The sequence below is a fragment of the Nocardia jiangsuensis genome (assembly GCF_042650385.1).
GTDB classification, from domain to species: domain Bacteria; phylum Actinomycetota; class Actinomycetes; order Mycobacteriales; family Mycobacteriaceae; genus Nocardia; species Nocardia jiangsuensis.
On record NZ_JBHSAX010000033.1, the window covers coordinates 228,854 to 247,497 of the forward strand.

General features: G+C 65.7%; 19 protein-coding genes. 12 read left to right on the plus strand and 7 right to left on the minus strand.

Going from position 1 to position 18,644, the window contains the following annotated elements; all coding sequences use genetic code 11:
- Positions 1 to 28: 28 nt before the first annotated feature.
- From ACFO0B_RS29650 to ACFO0B_RS29665, 4 genes are all read left to right on the plus strand, one after another.
- The gene (locus tag ACFO0B_RS29650; RefSeq protein WP_378616657.1) at positions 29 to 1,579 is read left to right on the plus strand and encodes an Hsp70 family protein; all 1,551 of its coding nucleotides are present in this window, start codon (positions 29 to 31) and stop codon (positions 1,577 to 1,579) included.
- A gap of 25 nt (positions 1,580 to 1,604) precedes the next feature.
- Complete coding sequence (locus ACFO0B_RS29655) at positions 1,605 to 2,219, plus strand: vWA domain-containing protein (protein WP_378616659.1); 615 nt, start codon at positions 1,605 to 1,607, stop codon at positions 2,217 to 2,219.
- Between the two features lie 234 nt (positions 2,220 to 2,453).
- Complete coding sequence (locus tag ACFO0B_RS29660) at positions 2,454 to 2,753, plus strand: DUF1540 domain-containing protein (protein WP_378616661.1); 300 nt, start codon at positions 2,454 to 2,456, stop codon at positions 2,751 to 2,753.
- A gap of 172 nt (positions 2,754 to 2,925) precedes the next feature.
- The gene (locus ACFO0B_RS29665; RefSeq protein WP_378616663.1) at positions 2,926 to 5,697 is read left to right on the plus strand and encodes an AAA domain-containing protein; all 2,772 of its coding nucleotides are present in this window, start codon (positions 2,926 to 2,928) and stop codon (positions 5,695 to 5,697) included.
- Between the two features lie 701 nt (positions 5,698 to 6,398).
- Here the strand turns inward: ACFO0B_RS29665 and ACFO0B_RS29670 are convergent.
- The 7 genes from ACFO0B_RS29670 to ACFO0B_RS29700 form a co-directional block, all read right to left on the minus strand.
- Positions 6,399 to 7,007, minus strand: coding sequence for a hypothetical protein (locus ACFO0B_RS29670; RefSeq protein ID WP_378616665.1), 609 nt, complete (start codon positions 7,005 to 7,007; stop codon positions 6,399 to 6,401).
- A gap of 10 nt (positions 7,008 to 7,017) precedes the next feature.
- Positions 7,018 to 8,256, minus strand: a complete 1,239-nt coding sequence (locus tag ACFO0B_RS29675; RefSeq protein ID WP_378616667.1) for a DUF262 domain-containing protein — start codon at positions 8,254 to 8,256, stop codon at positions 7,018 to 7,020.
- Positions 8,257 to 8,368: 112 nt separating this feature from the next.
- Positions 8,369 to 9,139 (minus strand): hypothetical protein, encoded by a 771-nt coding sequence (locus ACFO0B_RS29680; RefSeq protein WP_378616669.1) that lies wholly within the window; start codon positions 9,137 to 9,139, stop codon positions 8,369 to 8,371.
- A 729-nt stretch (positions 9,140 to 9,868) separates the two neighbouring features.
- Positions 9,869 to 10,123, minus strand: a complete 255-nt coding sequence (locus ACFO0B_RS29685; RefSeq protein WP_378616671.1) for a helix-turn-helix domain-containing protein — start codon at positions 10,121 to 10,123, stop codon at positions 9,869 to 9,871.
- 37 nt (positions 10,124 to 10,160) lie between these two features.
- Positions 10,161 to 10,736, minus strand: a complete 576-nt coding sequence (locus tag ACFO0B_RS29690) for a cysteine hydrolase family protein (RefSeq protein WP_378616673.1) — start codon at positions 10,734 to 10,736, stop codon at positions 10,161 to 10,163.
- A complete protein-coding gene (locus tag ACFO0B_RS29695) occupies positions 10,733 to 11,704 on the minus strand; it encodes a hypothetical protein (RefSeq protein WP_378616675.1) in 972 nt (323 codons plus the stop codon). Before ACFO0B_RS29695 ends, ACFO0B_RS29690 begins: the two co-directional genes overlap by 4 nt.
- Before the next feature lie 92 nt (positions 11,705 to 11,796).
- On the minus strand, positions 11,797 to 12,162 hold the full coding sequence (locus tag ACFO0B_RS29700) for a GntR family transcriptional regulator (protein WP_378616677.1): 366 nt from the start codon (positions 12,160 to 12,162) through the stop codon (positions 11,797 to 11,799).
- Positions 12,163 to 12,302: 140 nt separating this feature from the next.
- Between ACFO0B_RS29700 and ACFO0B_RS29705 the strand changes: the two genes are divergently transcribed.
- From ACFO0B_RS29705 to ACFO0B_RS29740, 8 genes are read left to right on the plus strand one after another with little or no spacing between them, the layout of a single operon-like run.
- Entirely contained in the window at positions 12,303 to 12,734 is a 432-nt protein-coding gene (locus tag ACFO0B_RS29705; RefSeq protein WP_378616679.1) for a hypothetical protein, read from the plus strand.
- On the plus strand, positions 12,734 to 13,012 hold the full coding sequence (locus ACFO0B_RS29710) for a hypothetical protein (protein WP_378616681.1): 279 nt from the start codon (positions 12,734 to 12,736) through the stop codon (positions 13,010 to 13,012). Before ACFO0B_RS29705 ends, ACFO0B_RS29710 begins: the two co-directional genes overlap by 1 nt.
- Before the next feature lie 2 nt (positions 13,013 to 13,014).
- Complete coding sequence (locus tag ACFO0B_RS29715) at positions 13,015 to 13,836, plus strand: DUF2637 domain-containing protein (protein ID WP_378616683.1); 822 nt, start codon at positions 13,015 to 13,017, stop codon at positions 13,834 to 13,836.
- Positions 13,833 to 15,197: an FtsK/SpoIIIE domain-containing protein gene (locus ACFO0B_RS29720; RefSeq protein ID WP_378616685.1), complete on the plus strand. Its 1,365-nt coding sequence runs from the start codon at positions 13,833 to 13,835 to the stop codon at positions 15,195 to 15,197. The genes ACFO0B_RS29715 and ACFO0B_RS29720 overlap by 4 nt, the downstream gene beginning before the upstream one ends.
- Complete coding sequence (locus tag ACFO0B_RS29725) at positions 15,194 to 15,361, plus strand: hypothetical protein (protein ID WP_378616687.1); 168 nt, start codon at positions 15,194 to 15,196, stop codon at positions 15,359 to 15,361. The genes ACFO0B_RS29720 and ACFO0B_RS29725 overlap by 4 nt, the downstream gene beginning before the upstream one ends.
- Complete coding sequence (locus ACFO0B_RS29730) at positions 15,358 to 16,005, plus strand: hypothetical protein (protein WP_378616689.1); 648 nt, start codon at positions 15,358 to 15,360, stop codon at positions 16,003 to 16,005. Before ACFO0B_RS29725 ends, ACFO0B_RS29730 begins: the two co-directional genes overlap by 4 nt.
- Positions 16,002 to 16,919: a hypothetical protein gene (locus ACFO0B_RS29735; RefSeq protein ID WP_378616691.1), complete on the plus strand. Its 918-nt coding sequence runs from the start codon at positions 16,002 to 16,004 to the stop codon at positions 16,917 to 16,919. Before ACFO0B_RS29730 ends, ACFO0B_RS29735 begins: the two co-directional genes overlap by 4 nt.
- The gene (locus ACFO0B_RS29740) at positions 16,916 to 18,640 is read left to right on the plus strand and encodes a replication initiator (protein ID WP_378616693.1); all 1,725 of its coding nucleotides are present in this window, start codon (positions 16,916 to 16,918) and stop codon (positions 18,638 to 18,640) included. The genes ACFO0B_RS29735 and ACFO0B_RS29740 overlap by 4 nt, the downstream gene beginning before the upstream one ends.
- Positions 18,641 to 18,644 lie beyond the last annotated feature (4 nt).

The window sequence follows — 18,644 nt, forward strand, 5'->3', positions numbered from 1 at the left end:
CGCCCGGAGCTCAGAAAGGACCGGCGTCATGATCGCCATCGGCATCGACCTCGGCACCACCTTCTCGGTGGTCGCCCACTTCGACGGCTCCGCGGCGCCCCGGGTCATCGCGGCACCCGACGGCCGGGCGACGACCCCGTCGGTCGTCTACTTCGACAATCGACGCATCACGGTCGGTTCGGACGCGGGACAGCTCGGCCTGATCGAGCCGGAGCGCGTCGTCCGGGGGATCAAACGCCACATGGGCACGCCCTTCACCCTGGCGTTCGACGGCAACGTATACACGCCGGAGACCGCCTCCGCACTGATCCTGAAGGCGCTCGTAGCCAATGCGGCGAACGAACTGGGCTGCACCGTGGATGAATTGGCGGCTGTGGTCACCGTGCCCGCCTACTTCGGCGTGACCGAACGAGAAGCAACGGCGCAGGCGGTGCGGCTCGCCGGGATCGAACTACTCGATCTGGTCGCCGAACCCGTCGCCGCCGCTGCCTTCTACGGGGTCGGACGAGCCCCGGCCGGGGTGGTGCTCGTCTTCGATCTGGGTGGCGGCACCTTCGATACCACCATGCTCCGCATGTCGCCGACCGGACCGGAGGTCGTGGTGACCGATGGCGCCGCGCAGCTGGGCGGCCTCGACTGGACCGACCGGCTCTGCGACCTCCTGCTGGAGAAATTCGCGCACACGGTGGGGCCCGAGACCGCCGATTCCGCAGCCGACGACTCCACGTTCCTCGAACACATCGGCGCCGCGGCGGAGAAGGCGAAAATCACGCTGACCAACCGGCAGGCGATTCCGGTCACCCTCGAATACGAGGACAAGCGCGCGGTCGTGGAGATCACCCGCGCCGAATTCGAGGCGGCGACGGTACACCTGGTGAGTCATTGCGTCACTGTCGCCGACCGCACCCTGGTCACGGCCGGCCGGCGTGGCTGCGGCCCGCTCGGAAAGATCTTGCTGGTCGGTGGCGCGACCAGGATGCCGATGATCCGCTCAGCGCTCGAAGCGCAGTTCGGCGTCGAGGTAGCGATATTCGAGCCCGACCTGGCGGTCGCCAAGGGCGCCGCGATGCAGGCCCACAGCCTGACATCGACAACGACAGCCGCCGACGCGCGGCTGGTTCTCGCGGCGCCGGTCCGCACCGTTCTGCCCCGCGCGCTCGGGATCCTGCTGCACGACAGCAGGGATCCGGCCGGCGACACCCGCATCGTGCACCACGTCGTACAGGCGAACACCGGACTGCCGATCCGGGGAGCACGGGTTCGCTTCGCGACGCTGCTCGACGGTCAGGACCGGATTCGGGTCGAGGTCTACGAGCAGGCCGGTGCCGTGGCATCCCCGGAACTGCGGCACAACCGACGGGTGCTCGACGGCGAACTCATCGATGTCCCGCACCTTCCAGCGGGTTCGCCCATCGACGTCGAGTTCGATATCGGTCCGGACGGCCGGATCACATGCACGGCGATGGAGCCGCAGAGCGGCAGACGGCTGACCCTGGAGTCGTGCGTCGAGGGCGTCATCGATTCCGTGGATTCCGAGCGGCAGCAAACCCTGCTTGCCGGACTGCAGGTTCACCTGTAGTCGCACACGAGACAGTGGGTGGTAGATGAGTACCTGGTTGAGACGCGATTTCGGCTCCGCCGGATTGACCCAGTACCCGGTCGGGGCATACCTCGGCAAGATCCAGGAGAATTTCGGCGGGGTGGTCGTGCTCTGCATCGACGTCAGCGGATCAATGTCCGGAAAACCACTGGCCGGCGCGGTACGCGGGGCGAAGAAGTTCGCGGAGGACGCGATCGGTGCGTACTACGAAGTCGGGGTGATCCTGTGGCACCACTCGATCGCCGCCAGTATCGAGCCGGGCCGTGAGCTCGCCCCGGTGCTCCGGTTCCTGGACGCCGCCGCCGGCTGCGGCGGGACCGACATCAACGACGCGCTCGACGCCGCACACGGCCTGCTCGGTCGGCGCAGCCGCCGCACGGACCGGGTGGTGGCGATCTTCGGAGACGGAGATCTCGGCGACCGCGGCCGGGCTGTGGCGAAGTCCGCGGTGATGCGTGCCGAGGACATCCGGATCCTCACGCTCGGTCTCGGTGACGCAGCGGCCCGCGCGCTGGACGAGATCTCGACCGAGGTCAACGAGCAGCCGCGCACAGCGACACCGCACACCATCTCGACGCAGATCGCAGCTCTCGCGACCGGCTTGCAGCGCAGGAAATAGCATTTGCTAGCAATTTGCGCATTTTATGCGCCGACGACAGAGAAGCAATTCGTTCCAGCTCAGGAAACACAAATATCGCGGAGCCCCCACCCACGGGGCGCCGTCCCGCCGCACCGGGCGCCCATCTACTCAGGCTAGCCTGACCTTGCTGTTCACCTCCAGCGAACCGTTCTACGATCAACTCGGAACCCCCGTGGGAGCCCTCCCACGGGCCCCGAGCGTACGGAGGAATTCATGACCACAATGGAAATGCCGCACGTCAGCGAATGTACGGTGAGCGATTGCTCGTACAACCACGACGGCTGCCACGCCTTCGCGATCAATGTCGCGGGCGAGAACGGCTCCGCCGACTGCACCACCTTCATCCCGCTCTCCGGCAAGGGCGGCCTGGAGCGCGTCAACTCCATGGTCGGCGCCTGCCAGCGCGCCGATTGCCGGCACAACCAGAACCTGGAGTGCAGTGCGCCGAACATTCGGGTCGGGATCGGCTCGGGTGACCACGCGGCCAATTGCCTGACCTACTCCCCCGCCTGACCTCCGCTCCCCGACGGGCGGCCCTCGACGAGGTGCCGCCCGTTCGCGCGCGGGTAGATCCACATCATCGGGCGACCTCTCTGCGAATCCGTCTCTCGGGCAGTACTTCTCGGCTACGTGGGGTAGCCTGCGCCCAAGGGGAAGGGGGGGTCCGATGGTCGACCCACGGGCCGTGGCGATCGTCATCTACCGCAGAGAGGATGGGTTGCCGGAGAACAAGACTCTGGAGGTCGCTGATTTCTCACCGTCACCGGATCGAGTCCTGGTGCGGTTCAGGGGATCCAAGCAGTATCCGTTCGGATGGAACAGAGTCGCGGTTCTGCACCGGCCCGAGCCGGTGACCCCGGGGCCGCAGCTGCGCTTGTTCGTCGACGGGTCCGCGGTGGACGCGACCGAGGCGTACCTGTTCACCGGCGCCCCGGAGGCCGGATCGTGGTGGCATGTGCTGCACAGCGGCAACCGCTGGTCCGCCTACCGCGCGGATCGCGTGCGGGTGCTGCGAAATGCGGCCGCGGCGCCCCGCCCCGCGGAAGTGCTGGCCTACTGGCGGGCGGTGGCGGCGAAGTCGACCGGCGATGCCGGCGTCTTGCTTCGGAACCACGAGAGTCTGAGTTTTCTCCATCCCGAGAGCGTGCTGGCCGGAATTCTCGACCGAAGGCCGATCGAAGCCAAGCCGGACGGGTCGATCCCGCTCCCCGTGTACCCGTTCCGCACCAACATCAGCCAGAGCGCGGCCGTGCGCCGCGCGTTGCGATACCCGATCTCGGTGATCGACGGTCCGCCCGGAACCGGGAAGACGCAGACCATTCTCAACATCATCGCCTCGGTGATCTGCCACCCGGGTGCCACCGTGGGGGTGGTGTCGTTCAGCAATTCCGCGGTCGACAACGTGCTCGAGAAGCTGACGAAGGAAGGCTTCGGGATGGTCGCGGCGAATCTCGGGCGGGCCGAGAAGCGTCAGCAGTTCTTCCGGGAACAGGCCCCCCGCAACGCGGCGGTGGCCGCGATGCTGCACGCTCGCACCACGCCACCGGCGAACACGGCAGAACAGCTCGGCAAGGTCAACACCCGCCTCGAGGCCCTCCTGGAACAGGACCGCCTGCGGGCGCTGATATCGCAACGACTGCACGCATACCGCTGGGAGTATCAGCACTTCCGGTCCTTCTTCGATCGCCGCGAAGTGCTGGAGGCCGCGAGCCTGCCGCTGCTGCACCGCTACAGCGCGGAGAAACTGCTCGACTTCATAGCGGACACGGATCCCCGGTGGATCCGCGACCAGGGGTGGCCACGGGTGGTCGATATCGTCAACCGGCACCTCCGATATCGGGCGCTTCGGAATGTCGACGCCGGTGATACCGACGTGATCCTCGGGATCCAACGCCTGTACTACGAGAAGAAGATCGCCGAACTGGAACGTCGGGCCGAGCAACTCGACGCGACCCTGGAGCGCAAGGGATTCGGCGAGCTACAGACCAGACAGGCACAGCTCTCCCAGGCCCTCCTCCGGGAGGCGCTGTGCGCCCGGTACGACTCGTTGCCCCGGACGATCCACACGCCGCGGTCCCTCCGGCAGTTCGAGCAGTTCACCCTGGACTACCCGCTCATCCTGAGTACCTGCCACTCGCTGCAGAACAGCATCGCGCGTTCAGCGCTGCTGGACTACCTGATCATCGACGAGGCGTCGCAGGTGGATCTGCTGACGGCAGGTCCGGCCCTGGCCTGTGCGCGAAACGTCATCGTGGTCGGAGACCTGGAGCAATTGCCGCCCGTCACGAAGAATCTCACGGACATACCCCCCGCGCCCGATGCCATCGTCGATTATCGACGCAGCGTGCTGTCCTCCATCATCGAACAGTACGGCGATGGGCTGGAGCGAACCCTGTTGATGGAACACTACCGGTGCGAGCCGGACATCATCGAGTTCTGCAACCGAAAGTTCCACAGCAGCAGGCTGATCCCATACACCCGGCCGACACCGGGGCCCGCACCGATGACGATGGTCCGGACCGGCCCCGGGAATCACATGCGCCGGACCCATGGCGACGACGACCCGGAGTCGAGGGGGCGGAGCAATCAGCGCGAGATCGATGCGATTCGCCAGGAGGTACTGCCGTGGATCGAAGCCGACTTCCCTCCGGACGAGGTCGGGGTCACCCCTCCGTACCGCCGGCAGGCCAACAAGGCGACCGACGCCCTGATCGAGGCCATCGAGTCCGATACCGTGCACCGATTCCAGGGCCGCGAGAAGCACGTGATCGTCATGACCACCGTGCTGGACGACACCCCCGCGAGCCGGGCAGCGCTGGCGTTCGCGGACGACCCGAAGCTGATCAATGTAGCGGTGTCCCGCGCAGCGCGCATGTTCGTCCTGGTGACCCATCCCTCCGAACTGCCGAGCAGCAGGCACCTGCGCGATCTGATCGGCTACATCCGATACCGGGACCCGGACAACGCGGTCATCGACAGTGACGTGGTGTCCATCTTCGACCTGCTGTACACCGACTACGAGCAGCGACGGCGTGTACACCCGCACATCGGGTGGGGGCGCACCGAATGGCCGTCGGAGGACATCGCCCTCACGATGCTGGAGGAGGTGCTCGCCGAACCCGGCTACGACCATCTGGCGATCCACCGGCAGGTTCTGCTCGGCAATGTGTTTCCCCGCGGCCTGCACCGGCTCGATGACCGCCACCGCCGGTTCGTCCAGCACCGGGCCTCGTTCGACTTCGTCGTCTACAACCCCGTCACCAACGAGAACCTGTGTGCGATCGAAGTGGATGGCTTCAGCGCGCACGAGGCGGATCCCGAACAGCTCGCTCGCGACGCACTGAAGAACGAGATCTGCCGTCGCTACGACTTCCCGCTGCTGCGCCTGCCCACTACAGGGAGCGGCGAGCGGGCGGTGACCCGCAGATTCCTCCGACAGTACGCCGGAGGGCGGTAGGCGGGCCTGTCACAGCAACGAACATCCCGGCAGCGGGGATATGCCGCCGTCGTCCGCACCGATGGTGCCGCAAGTGAGGAGTCCGCTGCGCAGGCACACCGGACTGCCGAGCCAACCGGCGGAGCCCGTGTCGGCGGCAGCCACCGGTGACACCCCGAGCACCAGCCCGGTAGCCGCGACCGGCACGGACCTGCCCTCATTTTCCCGGTGCGCGCCGCGGCCGGACAGCCAAAAAGCCCCGTACCGTTTACGCTGGTGCGAGGCTTCGTACTGCTCCCCCATCTGGACTCGAACCAGAAACCTGCCGGTATGTCTCTGCGTACGCCGCAGTCTGGGGAGGTCTCCGAATGACATTCGCGGACTTAAGATTTCACTACTCAGCTTCCACCGTTGTCTGCTTCAGTACGCCCCGATCGCTCTGCGTTTATAGCCGGAAAGTGGCTGCTGATCCTCCGCTTTCAGGGGACCACGGTGACCCTGTGGCCTGGCAGTTGCGCCAGACGCGGCTGGCTACCGCCCGCCCCGTGATGCCTATCCTCCTCTCGTAAAGGTTCCAGGGTCGAGAAGGCGACGGCTCCTCCGGAAGGGACGCGAAACGCTTTCAGTTGAAGGTTGCACAACGATCCTTCTTGAGAAGCTGCCAACTACCGCAAGTCAGCTAAACAAACTATGTGCGCTGGGCTTAGACAAGCACTGCGAGCTTACGTACGTAGCGCAGCATCAATCGAAATATCCATCGTTTCGAGTGGTTTGAGTATTTGTTGGAACAGATTCCACTCCTCTACGGGCTCTTTCATAAGTTTGGCGCGATTCACCCGCACATGCGCCGCCCGATTCCGCCTATCGGCGAGATCATTCAGCGTATTGAATAGCGCAATATCCAACTCTGAATCGCGCAGGCCAAGCGGAACCACCAGCTTGAGCAATTTGGTTCCACTGATACCGTGCATCTTGTTCACTAATGCGCGATATTGTTTCAGTACGTCCGCTGCACGGAGAGAAGAGGCAAACTCTGCTGGCTCGAGAGGGATCATTTCGGCGGGAAAATTAGCGGCATGCCATACCAGCAAGCACTTTGAGGCCCGCGTCGCCTTCCCATGGCCGTGCGAATCCATCGCCGCGCTCGCAGCCTTCAGGCAACGTTGCTCAGCATACTCCTCCACATGAGCGCTTGCCAGAAGCACGAAACCTAGGGCCATGTCGTGTTCGGCAGAGGTGTACTTGCTGAAATCAGATTTCTTGGGAGCGATCAAACTGCTTTTCAGATTATTCAGATTATTTTGCAGAGCAACGAACAGTGGCGAGGGCATCTCGGAGCTCCTAGGCCTCAGCCCTTGCCAGTAGTGCCCGCGCCCGACGAACAGCTTCCAGTTCACCTCCAAGGTGACGCTGAACAGCTTCTCCGAAGCGGATTATCCGAAGAGCCGTTGCACGCTCTGTCTTGGTTGTTGATTTGATGGCGTCCTCAAACTCCGGGTCATTAACACACAGCATTTGGAACTCCGTCCGCAGCTCATTCCACTTCGATTCCACAAACTCGTCGGTTACCTCGGGCGACGCGAGCACCATTGTCATTAAATCGAAAACAGCGATATTGAAACGCCTAACGTAGCCGAATGGCTCCCGCTCAGCTTGATACCGGAAGTATGTTTCCCCTTGCCCGAAGATCTTTTCTGCACGTTCTATCGATTTCTCTAGACTATCGGCCAGACTTTCAAATTCAGACTGCCTGGTTGCCCATTCCTTATTTCCTCGCTCGCACATCTTGTCGAGAAAATCGCGGAGGTCTCCGCCATAGGATTCGAGGGAATCCTGGAAAGCAACGCCTCGAAGGAGCATCTCCGCATCCCGCATGCGGAAGTCTTCGCGCTTGATACGACGCGCGCGTTGAATTGCCTTACTCGATCCAGACCTCGTATTAATAAATGTGGAGAAGCTGCCGGGGTAAAGCGCCTGACGCAGCTCCTGAGGGGAAAGAGCAAGACTGCCCTGATTGAGGCGAATGAATACTTCGTATAGCACCTTAGTATTTCCCCAGTTGCGGACGACAATAGTGCGCACAGGTTGGCTCAGAAAGTTCTCAGCCCACTCGGCATTGTCGGCAGAATTTTCGATCTGCTGGAAAGTCTTTCCGATGAGCTGAGGAAGAAACTTCAGCCGGCGCAGCCTAAAAGACTGATATTGCTCGTCTGGTGCACCGAACTGCTTCATCGTGATGAGCCTCTGCTTGCCGTCCAGCACGATGAACCGCTTGGAGTTCTTATCCTCGGCAAGCACGACTTGCGGAATAGGAAGGCCCAGCATTAAAGACTCGATGTACTTACTCTTCCGCTCCGATGTCCAAGCGTCGCGGCGTTGAAACGCTGGATTAATGTCGAAGGTGCGCCCGATACGGTCGAGCAGGCTCTCTACGCTCCAATCTAGCGTGTATAAGAGTACGTCTTGAACGTCGGCTGCCGTCAGACTGTCGTCACCGTTATCTTCTTCCGATACTTCGTCAGGGACTTCATCGTCTAACTCGTTAGCCTTCATATCATCGTCGGACTCAAAATCGTCCACGTTCGATTCCCTCCGGAGTAGGATTATCAAGAAGTCTTGCGCAAACTAATAGTAGTGCAGCCCGGCCGGCACGCACCGCGGGTCCTGTTGTACACCCGCTCTAGGAGAGCGGTCAGGTGCAGTTTTGTTCAGTCCGGTGAGGTGGGGCACCGTTGGTTTTCGTGGGCATGAGCAGGGAGTGGAGCGCTCGCTGCGTTGGGGGGCGTCGGTTAGGTGTGGTGCTGCTGCGTACGGACTGCGTACTTACAGCTTCCGCAGTGATCGCTTCGGCCGTACAGGGCGCAGGTACCTTCTTCCGCAGATTTGTCACCGCATGGTCAAGCACCGCGTCGATCACGTCCGTGATCTTGACGCGCTTCTCGTGAATCTCGTCCAGGCGAGCGGGAAGGTCCCTCCACTCGAGATGACGCTCCGGTTCTCGCGCCCCCAGCAGCTCGACCACTTCGTCAAGTGCTTGCCGCACGAACTCATCGTCCACGACGAGCTGTGCTGACCAGAGTGAGCGTCGAAGGTCGTTCTGCGTCGATGCAGACTCAGTACTGGCCGCCCGCATACGCTTCTCGGCGGCCGTTGCCTCTTCCTGTGTGCTCGGGTTGGCAGCGACTTCTCGTTGCACCAGGCTGCGGTACTCGTTGAAAGCAAGTGCCCACATGGTGGTGTGGTGGACAACGTCAAGGATCGCGTCACGAACTCTGTCGTGGTGGGCTTCCCGTAGATCATCCTGGTATCGCTGCTCCACGCGGCTCAAGGTTCGGTGATTCCAGAAGCTGGCCACTGCGACCGCGAGGACGCCGACGGTGATCGTGCCTAGGCTTCCCCAGCCCGGCGTGTACCGGAAGCCTTCGACCGCTACCCAACCCGATACGCGCACCCCGTACCACATGATTGCAAGGTACCGGGCGTGCTCTTGGCCCTGCTGGGTGGTGGGTTGCGCCGGACGGTGGGCTGGCTACCGCCTGCCCCATAGGGCCTGCCCCTCTCGCGTAGAGGCTCCGGGGTCAAGAGAGGGCGAAGCCCATCCCGAAGGGACGCGGAGCGCTCTTGAGGCTGGAGGGGCGCGGGAACACAATGCAGGCCACCACACAGCAGGGCCACGCGGCCGGAGGACGCGCAATCCGATCAGGGCCGGACCACCGCGGCGAAGTGCCGGGAGCCGCTGGCGACCACCTCACCCTGCCCGGCAATGAATCGGGACCACAGCGACGGACCCGGGCAGAGTGCCGGCCGTTTCGGCTCAAGGGATGACGGATCGGTGACCACCTGCACGAGTCCGCCAGCCTGGTGTCAGGAGGCAAGCGAGCGGAGCTCGTGCGGCAGCACCGTATCGGAGTCGCCGTGCTGGGTGCTGCCGAATCGGCACAGTGCCGGGACGAATCGGGTTCGGTGCTGTCGCGCTGACGTCAGGCCATGTCCACCGCTCGGCGCCGATGCTGGGTGAGCAATCAGGATTCTGGCTCGCCTGTCGATAGCGCGTGGGCGCCGCCGACGCGCCGGTCCGGCGGCGGGACAGAGCGTAGGACCGTAGCGCGGCGGCGGCGCGCACGCGCCGCCGCAGGCGCCCTTGACTCTATATAGCGAATTTCGGCAACAACTCGGACCAGGGCGCCGGTTGCTACTCGTCTTGCAACATGGCGGACGGCGGCCTGGCCACGATCTGGCTGACCCGGCTCTTGGTCACGCCGATTCGTTCGGCAATCTCGGTGTAGCTCAGCCCGGCCCGGTGAGCCTCTTCGATCGCGTGCTTCCGAAGTTCGGCCAGCTCCACTGCGAGTCGCTGGCACTGAGTAAGCAGTTCGGTCGCCCGTAGACCGCGGCGAACCGGGTCCGGGTCGGAGCGAACCTGCTCGAACTCGTCTGCGATCGACACAAGTCAAGGGTAGGTCGCATCGGCCGCAGCCTGCGGGTTACGCCGAGTGCCGCTGTGTTGGTGCAGTTGCGATGACCTCGCGCACGGCGGCTGACTGAATGAGTTGACGAGACCCGATCAATCGGGACAGCAAGGTCAGCGCGGATTGGTGAACCTCCGCGGCGGGGTGGCGGGTGGCGTTCGATGCGCAGGCATCTTCGATGATCCAGGGCGTGTAACCGCTGTCAAAGGCATCGAGCGCGGTCTTGAGTACGCAGCCGTCGGTGGCGATGCCGCAGATGTAGAGGTCGGTGTAGCCCGTGAGCATCCGACGCCCGTCGTCGGTGAGGGCAGTGTAGGTGACCTTGTCGAGCACCTGGGCGCCAGGCGCGTCAGCGAGAGGACGAAGGTCGGGCACGAGGTCGGTCTGTGGCGCTTCGCGGAGTCCGTTCCAGCCGATGAGGCGTTGGTAGGGCGATCCCTCGTAGTTGTGGTATCGGGTGAAGAGGGTGGCGCCACCCGCATTCGTCCACTGCTCGGCGAGGTCGCGGATGATCGGCACGACGTGGCGTGAGTGCTCGTTGACGAAGCCGTTCTGCACGTCGATCACGAGCAGGATGGGGTGGGTGCTCATTTCGCTCCGATGTCCTTGAGGGTGTCGGCTGCGTTCGCCAGGTGCAGGGGCAGGCCGCTGGATTGGACGATGGCGTCGCGCATGGATCGGTGCGCGTCGGACTCCTGCGGTCTGGGTGTGAGCAGGCGTGAGCGGCACGCTCGGATGAAGGTGGTGCCGTAGCCGGGTTCGATGCGCGGTTCCCGGCCGTGCTCGATCGCGTCAGCGATGTAGGCGCAGTAGCTCCAGATCGACTGGACGTCGAGTTCAATCGCGATGATCTGATCTTCGGTCAGGGCTCGGTCTTCGTCGAAGGCGTGGTAGACGACGCCGGACCAGGACGCATATCCCGACGACACGCCCTGCACTCCGAAGGGCCTCATGTCGGCGTGATCGAATCCTTCGGCAAGTAGATCACGTTCCGCGTGGCCGGACTCGTCGCCGGATTCGAGGAGCACCCGCGGTGAGCAGATGATCTTGAGGGCCGATTCGAGGATGCGGCCGGACCAGATCGGCGAATGGACCCAGTAGAAGCTCAGGACGTACGAGGGTGTCGCCGCGGCGCCGAGCAGCCGACCGACCTCGCGGGCTGCCCACTCGAGGTTCTCCGGGTAGGTCTCGTAGCGCCAGTACGCCATGCTCGCGATGTCGGGGAAGTCGACATCTTCGACCAGATGCAGGATGACGGCGCCGAACGGCCAAGCGTGCAGAGTGCAGTGGTCGCCCAGTGCCACTGTGGCCGGCGCTTTGGCGTCGCGGGGAACGAGCTGCTGCAAGCTCTCGTGGTCGACGCTGACCGAGATGAACTTGTGAGACCGGAGGCCGAGCCTTTCGGCCGAGTTCGGCGAGATGGAAGAGACGGCTACGACGACGTCGCCGGGCGGCGTGACCGATGCTTCCCATGAGGAGACCAGTCCTGCAGTGACCTCCCGTCCGATGAGGGAGGTGAGCACCTTGGCGAACTCTCGCTCGTCCAGCCCCATCGCCACGCGGGCTCCAGCGACTCGATGCCGAGCGAGGGTGCCGAAGTCGGGGCGATACCGAGAACGGGTGCGTAAGTCGGTCACGTTCGGGTCCACGGCTACCCCACCCGCCTGTTCGACGACGGCTGGTCGGTCGACGGGTTAAGACCGAGGTTGGCGTACACGTCCATCATCTGGGCTTCAAGGCGCGCGACCCGAGCTGCCAGTCCCTCGTTCGCTAGGTCTGCTTCCGACTTGGGTGAACGCACGAAGGTGCCGACCCCGTGAATCGTCTCGATCACGCCCTCGCTCCTGAGTACGTCGAGAGCTCGATCGACGGTCCCGAGTGAGCGGGAGTACAACGCGGCCAGCTCCTCCTTGGTCGGCAATCGCTTGTCGACGGCATACGTGCCATCAGCGATCTTCGCGCGGAGATCATCCGCGACGACCTGGTACTTCGTGCGCGAACGCTCGTCCTGAGTCATGCGTCAATCATATGCCTAGCGGGTCACTCACATAGATGTCCCCTAGGTCACCCCTTGTGTCATCTAGATGTCTGTGGTCATATAGATGACGTAAGACTTCGACAGACGAACTGAGGAGATGCGAAATGGCTTTGAAGGATGTGTGGTTCACCCCGGCGTTCGAGCAGGCGTTCCCGAAGGGACTGTTCCTGCTGGGTGATATCGAGCCGGTGACCGAGTTCAGCTCCGATCGCAACGCCCCGAAGGTGCAGCGACTGGACCTGGACCGCGAGGGCAACGGCTCGGGTAAGCGGTTGTGGCGGGGCACGGTGACCGATCCGACGGCGGCCAACGCGAAGACGGCGTCGTTCGACGTGACGTTCGTGGCCGATGTGATGCCGGTTCCCGCGGCGCCGGAGATCGTGCCGGGGATGCGACCGATCAAGCTGGAGGGCTTGCAGATCAAGCCGAAGATCGAGGGCAACGGGGAGTTCAAGCGGATCGGCTGGAACATCCGCGCGGCCGGGATCGAAGGCGACACCAACGCCCCGCGCGCGAACGGCAACGGGTCGGCCGCGAAGGCGGTGGCGTGATGACCTACCTCCACTCGGACGTGGACGCCTACAACGGCCTGGAGGTCCGGTACACCCCGGAGCGGATGTACACCTTCCGGACCGACGGCCACGAGGAGCTGTTCCCGGCCTCGGTGCGGGTCGATCTGGCCGGGCTCGGGCACCGCGCCTACCTGTCGCTGTCGATCACCGATGCCCGGTTCCTGCTCGATGAGCTGGGTAAGGCGCTGGCCGAGCACGACGCGGCCGAGTCCGCGAACTCCGACCCCACTGCGGTGGATGCCGGGAAGGCGGCGTAGTCGTGTCCGAGCGTTCCACGGCGATGCGGGTGGCCCGGTGGGTCGCGGTCCTGGTGATCGTGACCATCGGCGTCGCCGCCTTCGCTCTGTCCTTCGCGGCCCTCAAGGAGCTGGCGATCATGGCCCGCACCCCGCCCGAGCTGGCCTGGCTGTGGCCGGTGATCGTTGACGGCACGATCATCCAGGCGACCATCTCCATGCTGGTGCTCGCTTCCGGGCCGGAGCGGCGCTGGTTCCTCGGGGTGCTGGTCTGCGGCGCCCTGGTCTCGGTCATCGGCAACTCCGTCCACGCGGCGATGGCCGGACAGCACCTGCCCTGGTGGGCCGCTGCCCTCGTCGCCGCGGTGGCACCGGTATCGCTGCTGGTGGACACCCACGGGCTGGGGATGCTGTTCCGCGCCTCGAACCGCGAGTCCGTCCCGGAGGTGGTGGCAGACCCTGAGCCGTCACCGGTGGTGGTCTCCGAGCCGACGCCGGCCGATTCACCTCGCCCCGCTCCCGCTCTGGTTCGTCGTCGCAAGCCTGCTGCTCGGCGTGATCCGGCCAAGGTCGCTCGGGCGATCGAGATGCACGCCGACGGCATGAAGTTCCCGGACATCGCTGCCGCGCTTGGTGTTTCGCCCTCAACTGCCCGCAACTACGTCGGCAAGGCCAAGACCTCCGATACCCCGTCCCCGGCCCCCGCGCCAGAGCCCGACTCCGTTCCCGAGCCTGCCCCGGCACTTGCGCCGTTCACAGCTCCTGTTCGTCCCGTTATACCTGTTCGCCCGCGTCCGGTGGTGCAGCCGATGCTGCCGATCGCGGTGGGAGGTGCCAGACCATGACCCTCGAAACTCTCCTCGTCGCTACCGGTGCTGTGACCGGTACCGGTGTGCTGGCCTGGTGGCGCTACCTCGACGCCACCACCCTGCGCCCCACCACCCAGACCGCGGAGCAGATCACCGCGGCTGCCCCGCCCGCGCTGCGCCCGGCCGCGTTCATCCTCTCCGACCCCGCCCAGTCGAACCTGATGTTCGAGGCGCTCGAGCTCGGGCACCATGACCGCGGCTTCCCCCACATCGCCCGGTGGGACTACACCCCGCACGGGATCGATGTGGAGGTGCAGATGCTGGGCGGGCAGAAGCTGGGTGACTGGACCAGCGAGGACACCACCGAGACGCTGGCGACCTACTTCGCCGTCCCTTCGGTGACCGCGGTCGGGACCGACCCGAGCCATGTCCGGCTGTCCCTGCGGGTCTTCGACACCCTCACCGACTCCATCCCCACCGACGTGGTGTCCTGCGCCGAGCAGGAGGCGGCACCGGAGCAGCAGGTCACTCCGGAATCGGTCGGCGTGGATCTGGAGGCGGTCCCGGTCGGTGTCGCTGAGGATGGCTCGCCGTGGTTGCTGCGGGTGCTGGGCTCGCAGATCCTCGTGGCCGGTGCGACCGGTTCGGGCAAGGGTTCGGTGCTGCACTCGATCATCGGCGGTCTCGGCCCCGCGATCCGGGCCGGGCTGGTGGACGTGTGGATGTGTGACCCCAAGGGCGGGGCCGAGTTCGGCAGCGGCGCCGACCGGTTGTTCGTCCGCTTCGGCGTCGACGCCGCCACCATCCTCGGAATGCTCTCCGAGGCAGTTGAACTCATGGATGAGCGGCTGGTCCGGATGCGCCGCTCGGGTACCCGCAAGCTCTACCCCACGACGGATGAGCCGCTGATGCTGATCGTCATCGATGAGGCAGCGGCGCTGTCGTCGTATGCGAGCCGGGAGGAGCAGAACGAGTTTCGGCGCCTGTCGGGGCTGCTGCTGTCCAAGGGCCGCGCCGCCGCGGTGGTCGTGGTCGCGGCGTTGCAGGACCCGTCCAAGGAGACCATGCCGAACCGGCAGCTGTTCTCCGTCCGGATCGGCCTGCGGCTCGATGAGCCAACGCAGACCGCGATGGTCCACGGCCAGGGCGCCCGCGATCGCGGTGCTCGCTGCGATCAGATCAGCGAACTCACCCCCGGTGTCGGCTACGTCGGGGAGGACGGCACGACCGGGTTCAAGCGGGTGCGGGCGTTCTGGGTCTCCGACGACGCCGTCGACGCCATCGTGGACGCCTTCTCCCCCGCTGGCGTCGACACCGCTCCGGCGGCGGACTACTCCGGGTTCGATCCCGACGACCTCGGCGACGGAAACACCGATCACGGGCCGGTGGCGGCATGAGCACCGACCGCAGCCCCGCTGCTGAGCAGGTGAACCCGATCGTCGCCAAAGCCGCCGCCGGAGTCCGCAAGCGCCGGACCCGCACCACCGCCCCGATCCCCTTCGCCCCGACACCGGGCCAGCTCGAACTGTTCAACCCCGCCACCTTGGAGGACCAGCCGTGAAGACCACCACCACGACCGAGCACGACACCGACCCCTTCGACGCCATCCTCACCGGCGCCGGATACGCCCTGCTCTACACCGTCTACGCCGCCGCCCTGGCGATCAAGTGGGCGGTCCTGTTCCCGGTCATCTCGGCCCCGCTCGCCTTCGCCGTCACCGCCGGGGTGGTGTTCGGCTGGTCGGTCGGGGTCGGGCTCGGGCTCGTGGCCCTCGCGGGGATCATGCTCTGGCGGCATCGTCGTCCGGAGATGTTCGAGCGGTGGGTCACCGCCCGTGCCCGCACGCGGTTCCTGACCTGGTGGCGCTACACCCGCCGCTGGGCTCGCCTGCTCACCGCCTGCAACCTCACCATCCGCGAGGGTGATCGCACCTTCTGTCCGCGGCTGCTCTCGGTCGCGGTCGTCGCCTCCTCGGATGTTGTGCGGCTGCGGATGCTGGCCGGCCAATCCCCGGCCGACTTCGAGAACCGCGCCGAGCACCTGGCCCACGCCTTCGGCGCCGACGCGGCCCGCGTCACTATCACCGGCCCCGCCACCGTCGAACTCGCCTTCCGCTACGGCGATTCCCTGGCCGAGGTCATCACCCTGCCCGAACACCGCCCTCTGCCCGGCGAGCTGGGCTCGACCGACAAGGACGCCGCATGAGCACCCCGGCCCTGCGGCTGCTGTCCCTCGGTGCCGGAGTGCAGTCCACCGTTCTCGCGCTGATGGCCTGCACCGGCGAACTGCCCGGCTTGGACGGGGCGATCTTCGCCGATACCGGGTGGGAACCGGCCCGCGTCTACGCCCACCTCGACCGGCTCACCGGCGAGTTCGACCGTGCCGGGATTCCCCTGTATCGGGTCGGGAACGGCAACCTGCGCACCGATTCCCTCGACCCCGCTCACCGGTTCGTCTCGGTGCCCTACTTCACCCAGTCCCCGACCGGTCAGCGTGGGATGGCCCGCCGTCAGTGCACCAGCGAGTACAAGCTCGTCCCGATCAACCGCAAGGTCCGCGAACTGCTCGGCGCCAAACCACCACGGTTGCGCACCGTGCCCAAGGGCCGGGTAGCCGAGCAGTGGATCGGGTTCTCCACCGACGAGATCAGCCGGGTCAATGACCGGCCCACCAACCGCTACACGCTCAAGCGGTACCCGCTGCTCGAACTCGGCCTGTCCCGCAAGGACTGCGAACGCTGGCTCAAACTCCGCGGCTGGGGCGAGACCGCGAAGTCCTCCTGCATCGGGTGCCCGTTCCACGGCAACGCTCACTGGCGCGACATGCGCGACCACCACCCCACCGAGTGGGCCGACGCCGTCGACTTCGACCACGCCATCCGTACCGGCGGGCACCGCGACGGAGTACCGGGCTTGCGCGGGCAAGCATTCCTGCACTCCTCGCGCCTGCCGCTCGATGCTGCGCCGATCGACCGGGTGACCTCGCGGGAGTGGGCCGATCGCCAGCTCGACATCTTCGACGAACTCACCGAGCAAGGCGACCCCGACGGTTGCTCCCCCTACGGCTGCCGCTCCAACAACCCGGCCCCGTTCCCCCAGTCCACGAAGGAGGCTGCGTGAACACCGACACCGCCACGGTGGTGAACGAAGACCCGTCACAGCCTGCCCCCACCCGGCAGACTGCGGCGGATCGTCGTGCGCTCCCGAACCTCGACTCCATCGCCGAATCCGCCGCCGACAAAGAAGGCGTCTGCGCCCGCGTCCTCCCGATGCGCGCGGTCGAGGTCGGCACCGGGCGGGTCTCCTACATCGGCGCCCCCTGCAAGTCGACCCTCGATTCGGTCTGCCCGGCCTGCGCGAAGGCAGCCCGGTACACCCGCATGATGCAGTGCAAAGAGGGCTGGTGCCTCGACGCCGAGCCGGAGGTGCCGACGCCGGAAACCACTGCGGCACAGCATGATCTGCTCTCTGCTCGCGCGCACCTGTTCGGCGAGTACCAGAACGCCCGCACCGCCGGAGACGATGATCTCTGCGAATCGGTCGCCGCGCTGGTGGCCGAGCTGGACCAGGAACTGCGCGAGCTCGGGGTGCGTGGCCCGTTCCCGCCGCTGGATGCCCGGCCCAAGCGCAAGGCCAAGTCCACTCGCCGCCGCGACGACGTGCCCGACCTGCCGCGGCTCAAGGTCGCCAAGACCACCGTGGGCCGGGAGTACGGCGGCAAGTACCGGCCCTCCACCTTCTTCACCCTGACCCTGCCCTCCTACGGCGGCGTCAACCGGGTGTGGGACCCGACCGCGGGCAAGGACAAGCGCGGCGACTGGGTCACCGACGGCTCCCCGCGTGATCCGGACTCCTACGACTACACCCGCGCCGCCCGCGACATCGTGCACTTCAAAGCCCTGTGGGATCGGTGGGTGCAGAACCTCCGGCGCGCGGTCGGCTGGAACGTGCAGTACTTCGCCACCGTGGAACCACAGAAGCGCGCCGCCCCCCACATCCACATCGCCCTACGCGGCACGATCCCCAACGCGATCCTGCGCCAGGTCACCGCGGCGACCTACCGCAACATCTGGTGGCCCCACCACGACCACGAGGTCTACCGCGACGGCCACATGCCGGTCTGGGACTACCAGGCCGACACCTTCACCGACCCCGACACCGGCGCTCCGCTCACGAGCTGGGAGGACGCGCTGGCGGTCATGGATGAGGTGGACGAGCTGGAGCCGTCGCACACGATCCGGTTCGGGGAGCAGTCCAAGCCGGTGCAGATCCTCGCCGGGTCCGATGAGCAGGAGCGCAAGGTCCGCTACCTGACCAAGTACCTCACCAAGTCAGTGAGCGAGATTCTGGACGCCGACAGCACGCGGGTGGCCGTGCACTACGACCGCCTGGAGGAGGAGCTGGCCCACACCCCGTGCTCACCCACCTGCGGGGTCTGGCTGCGCTACGGCATCGTCCCCAAGGGCGCCAAGGCCAAGATGGTCCCCGGCCGCTGCAAGGGCAAAGCACACCGCCGCGACACCCTCGGCCTGCCCGGGCAGCGGGTTCTCGCCTCCGGGTTGTGGACCGGAAAGACCGTGGTCGACCACAAGGCCGATCGCGCGGAGTTCGTCCGCCAGACCCTCGCCGCGGTCGGCATCACCCGCCCCGAGCGGCCGGAGTTGCGCATCAGCCTGGTTCGGCCCGGTGACAAGGACGCTCCCCCGCGCTCGCACCTGATCATCGCCACGGTCTCCGAGCGCATCCGCCAGCGCGCCGAGTACGACGCCGCCCGCCTCGCACTCGCGGAGAGGCCACCCGGCCCACCCGACCCCGATTTCGTTCAGCAGTCCGCCGCATAGGAAG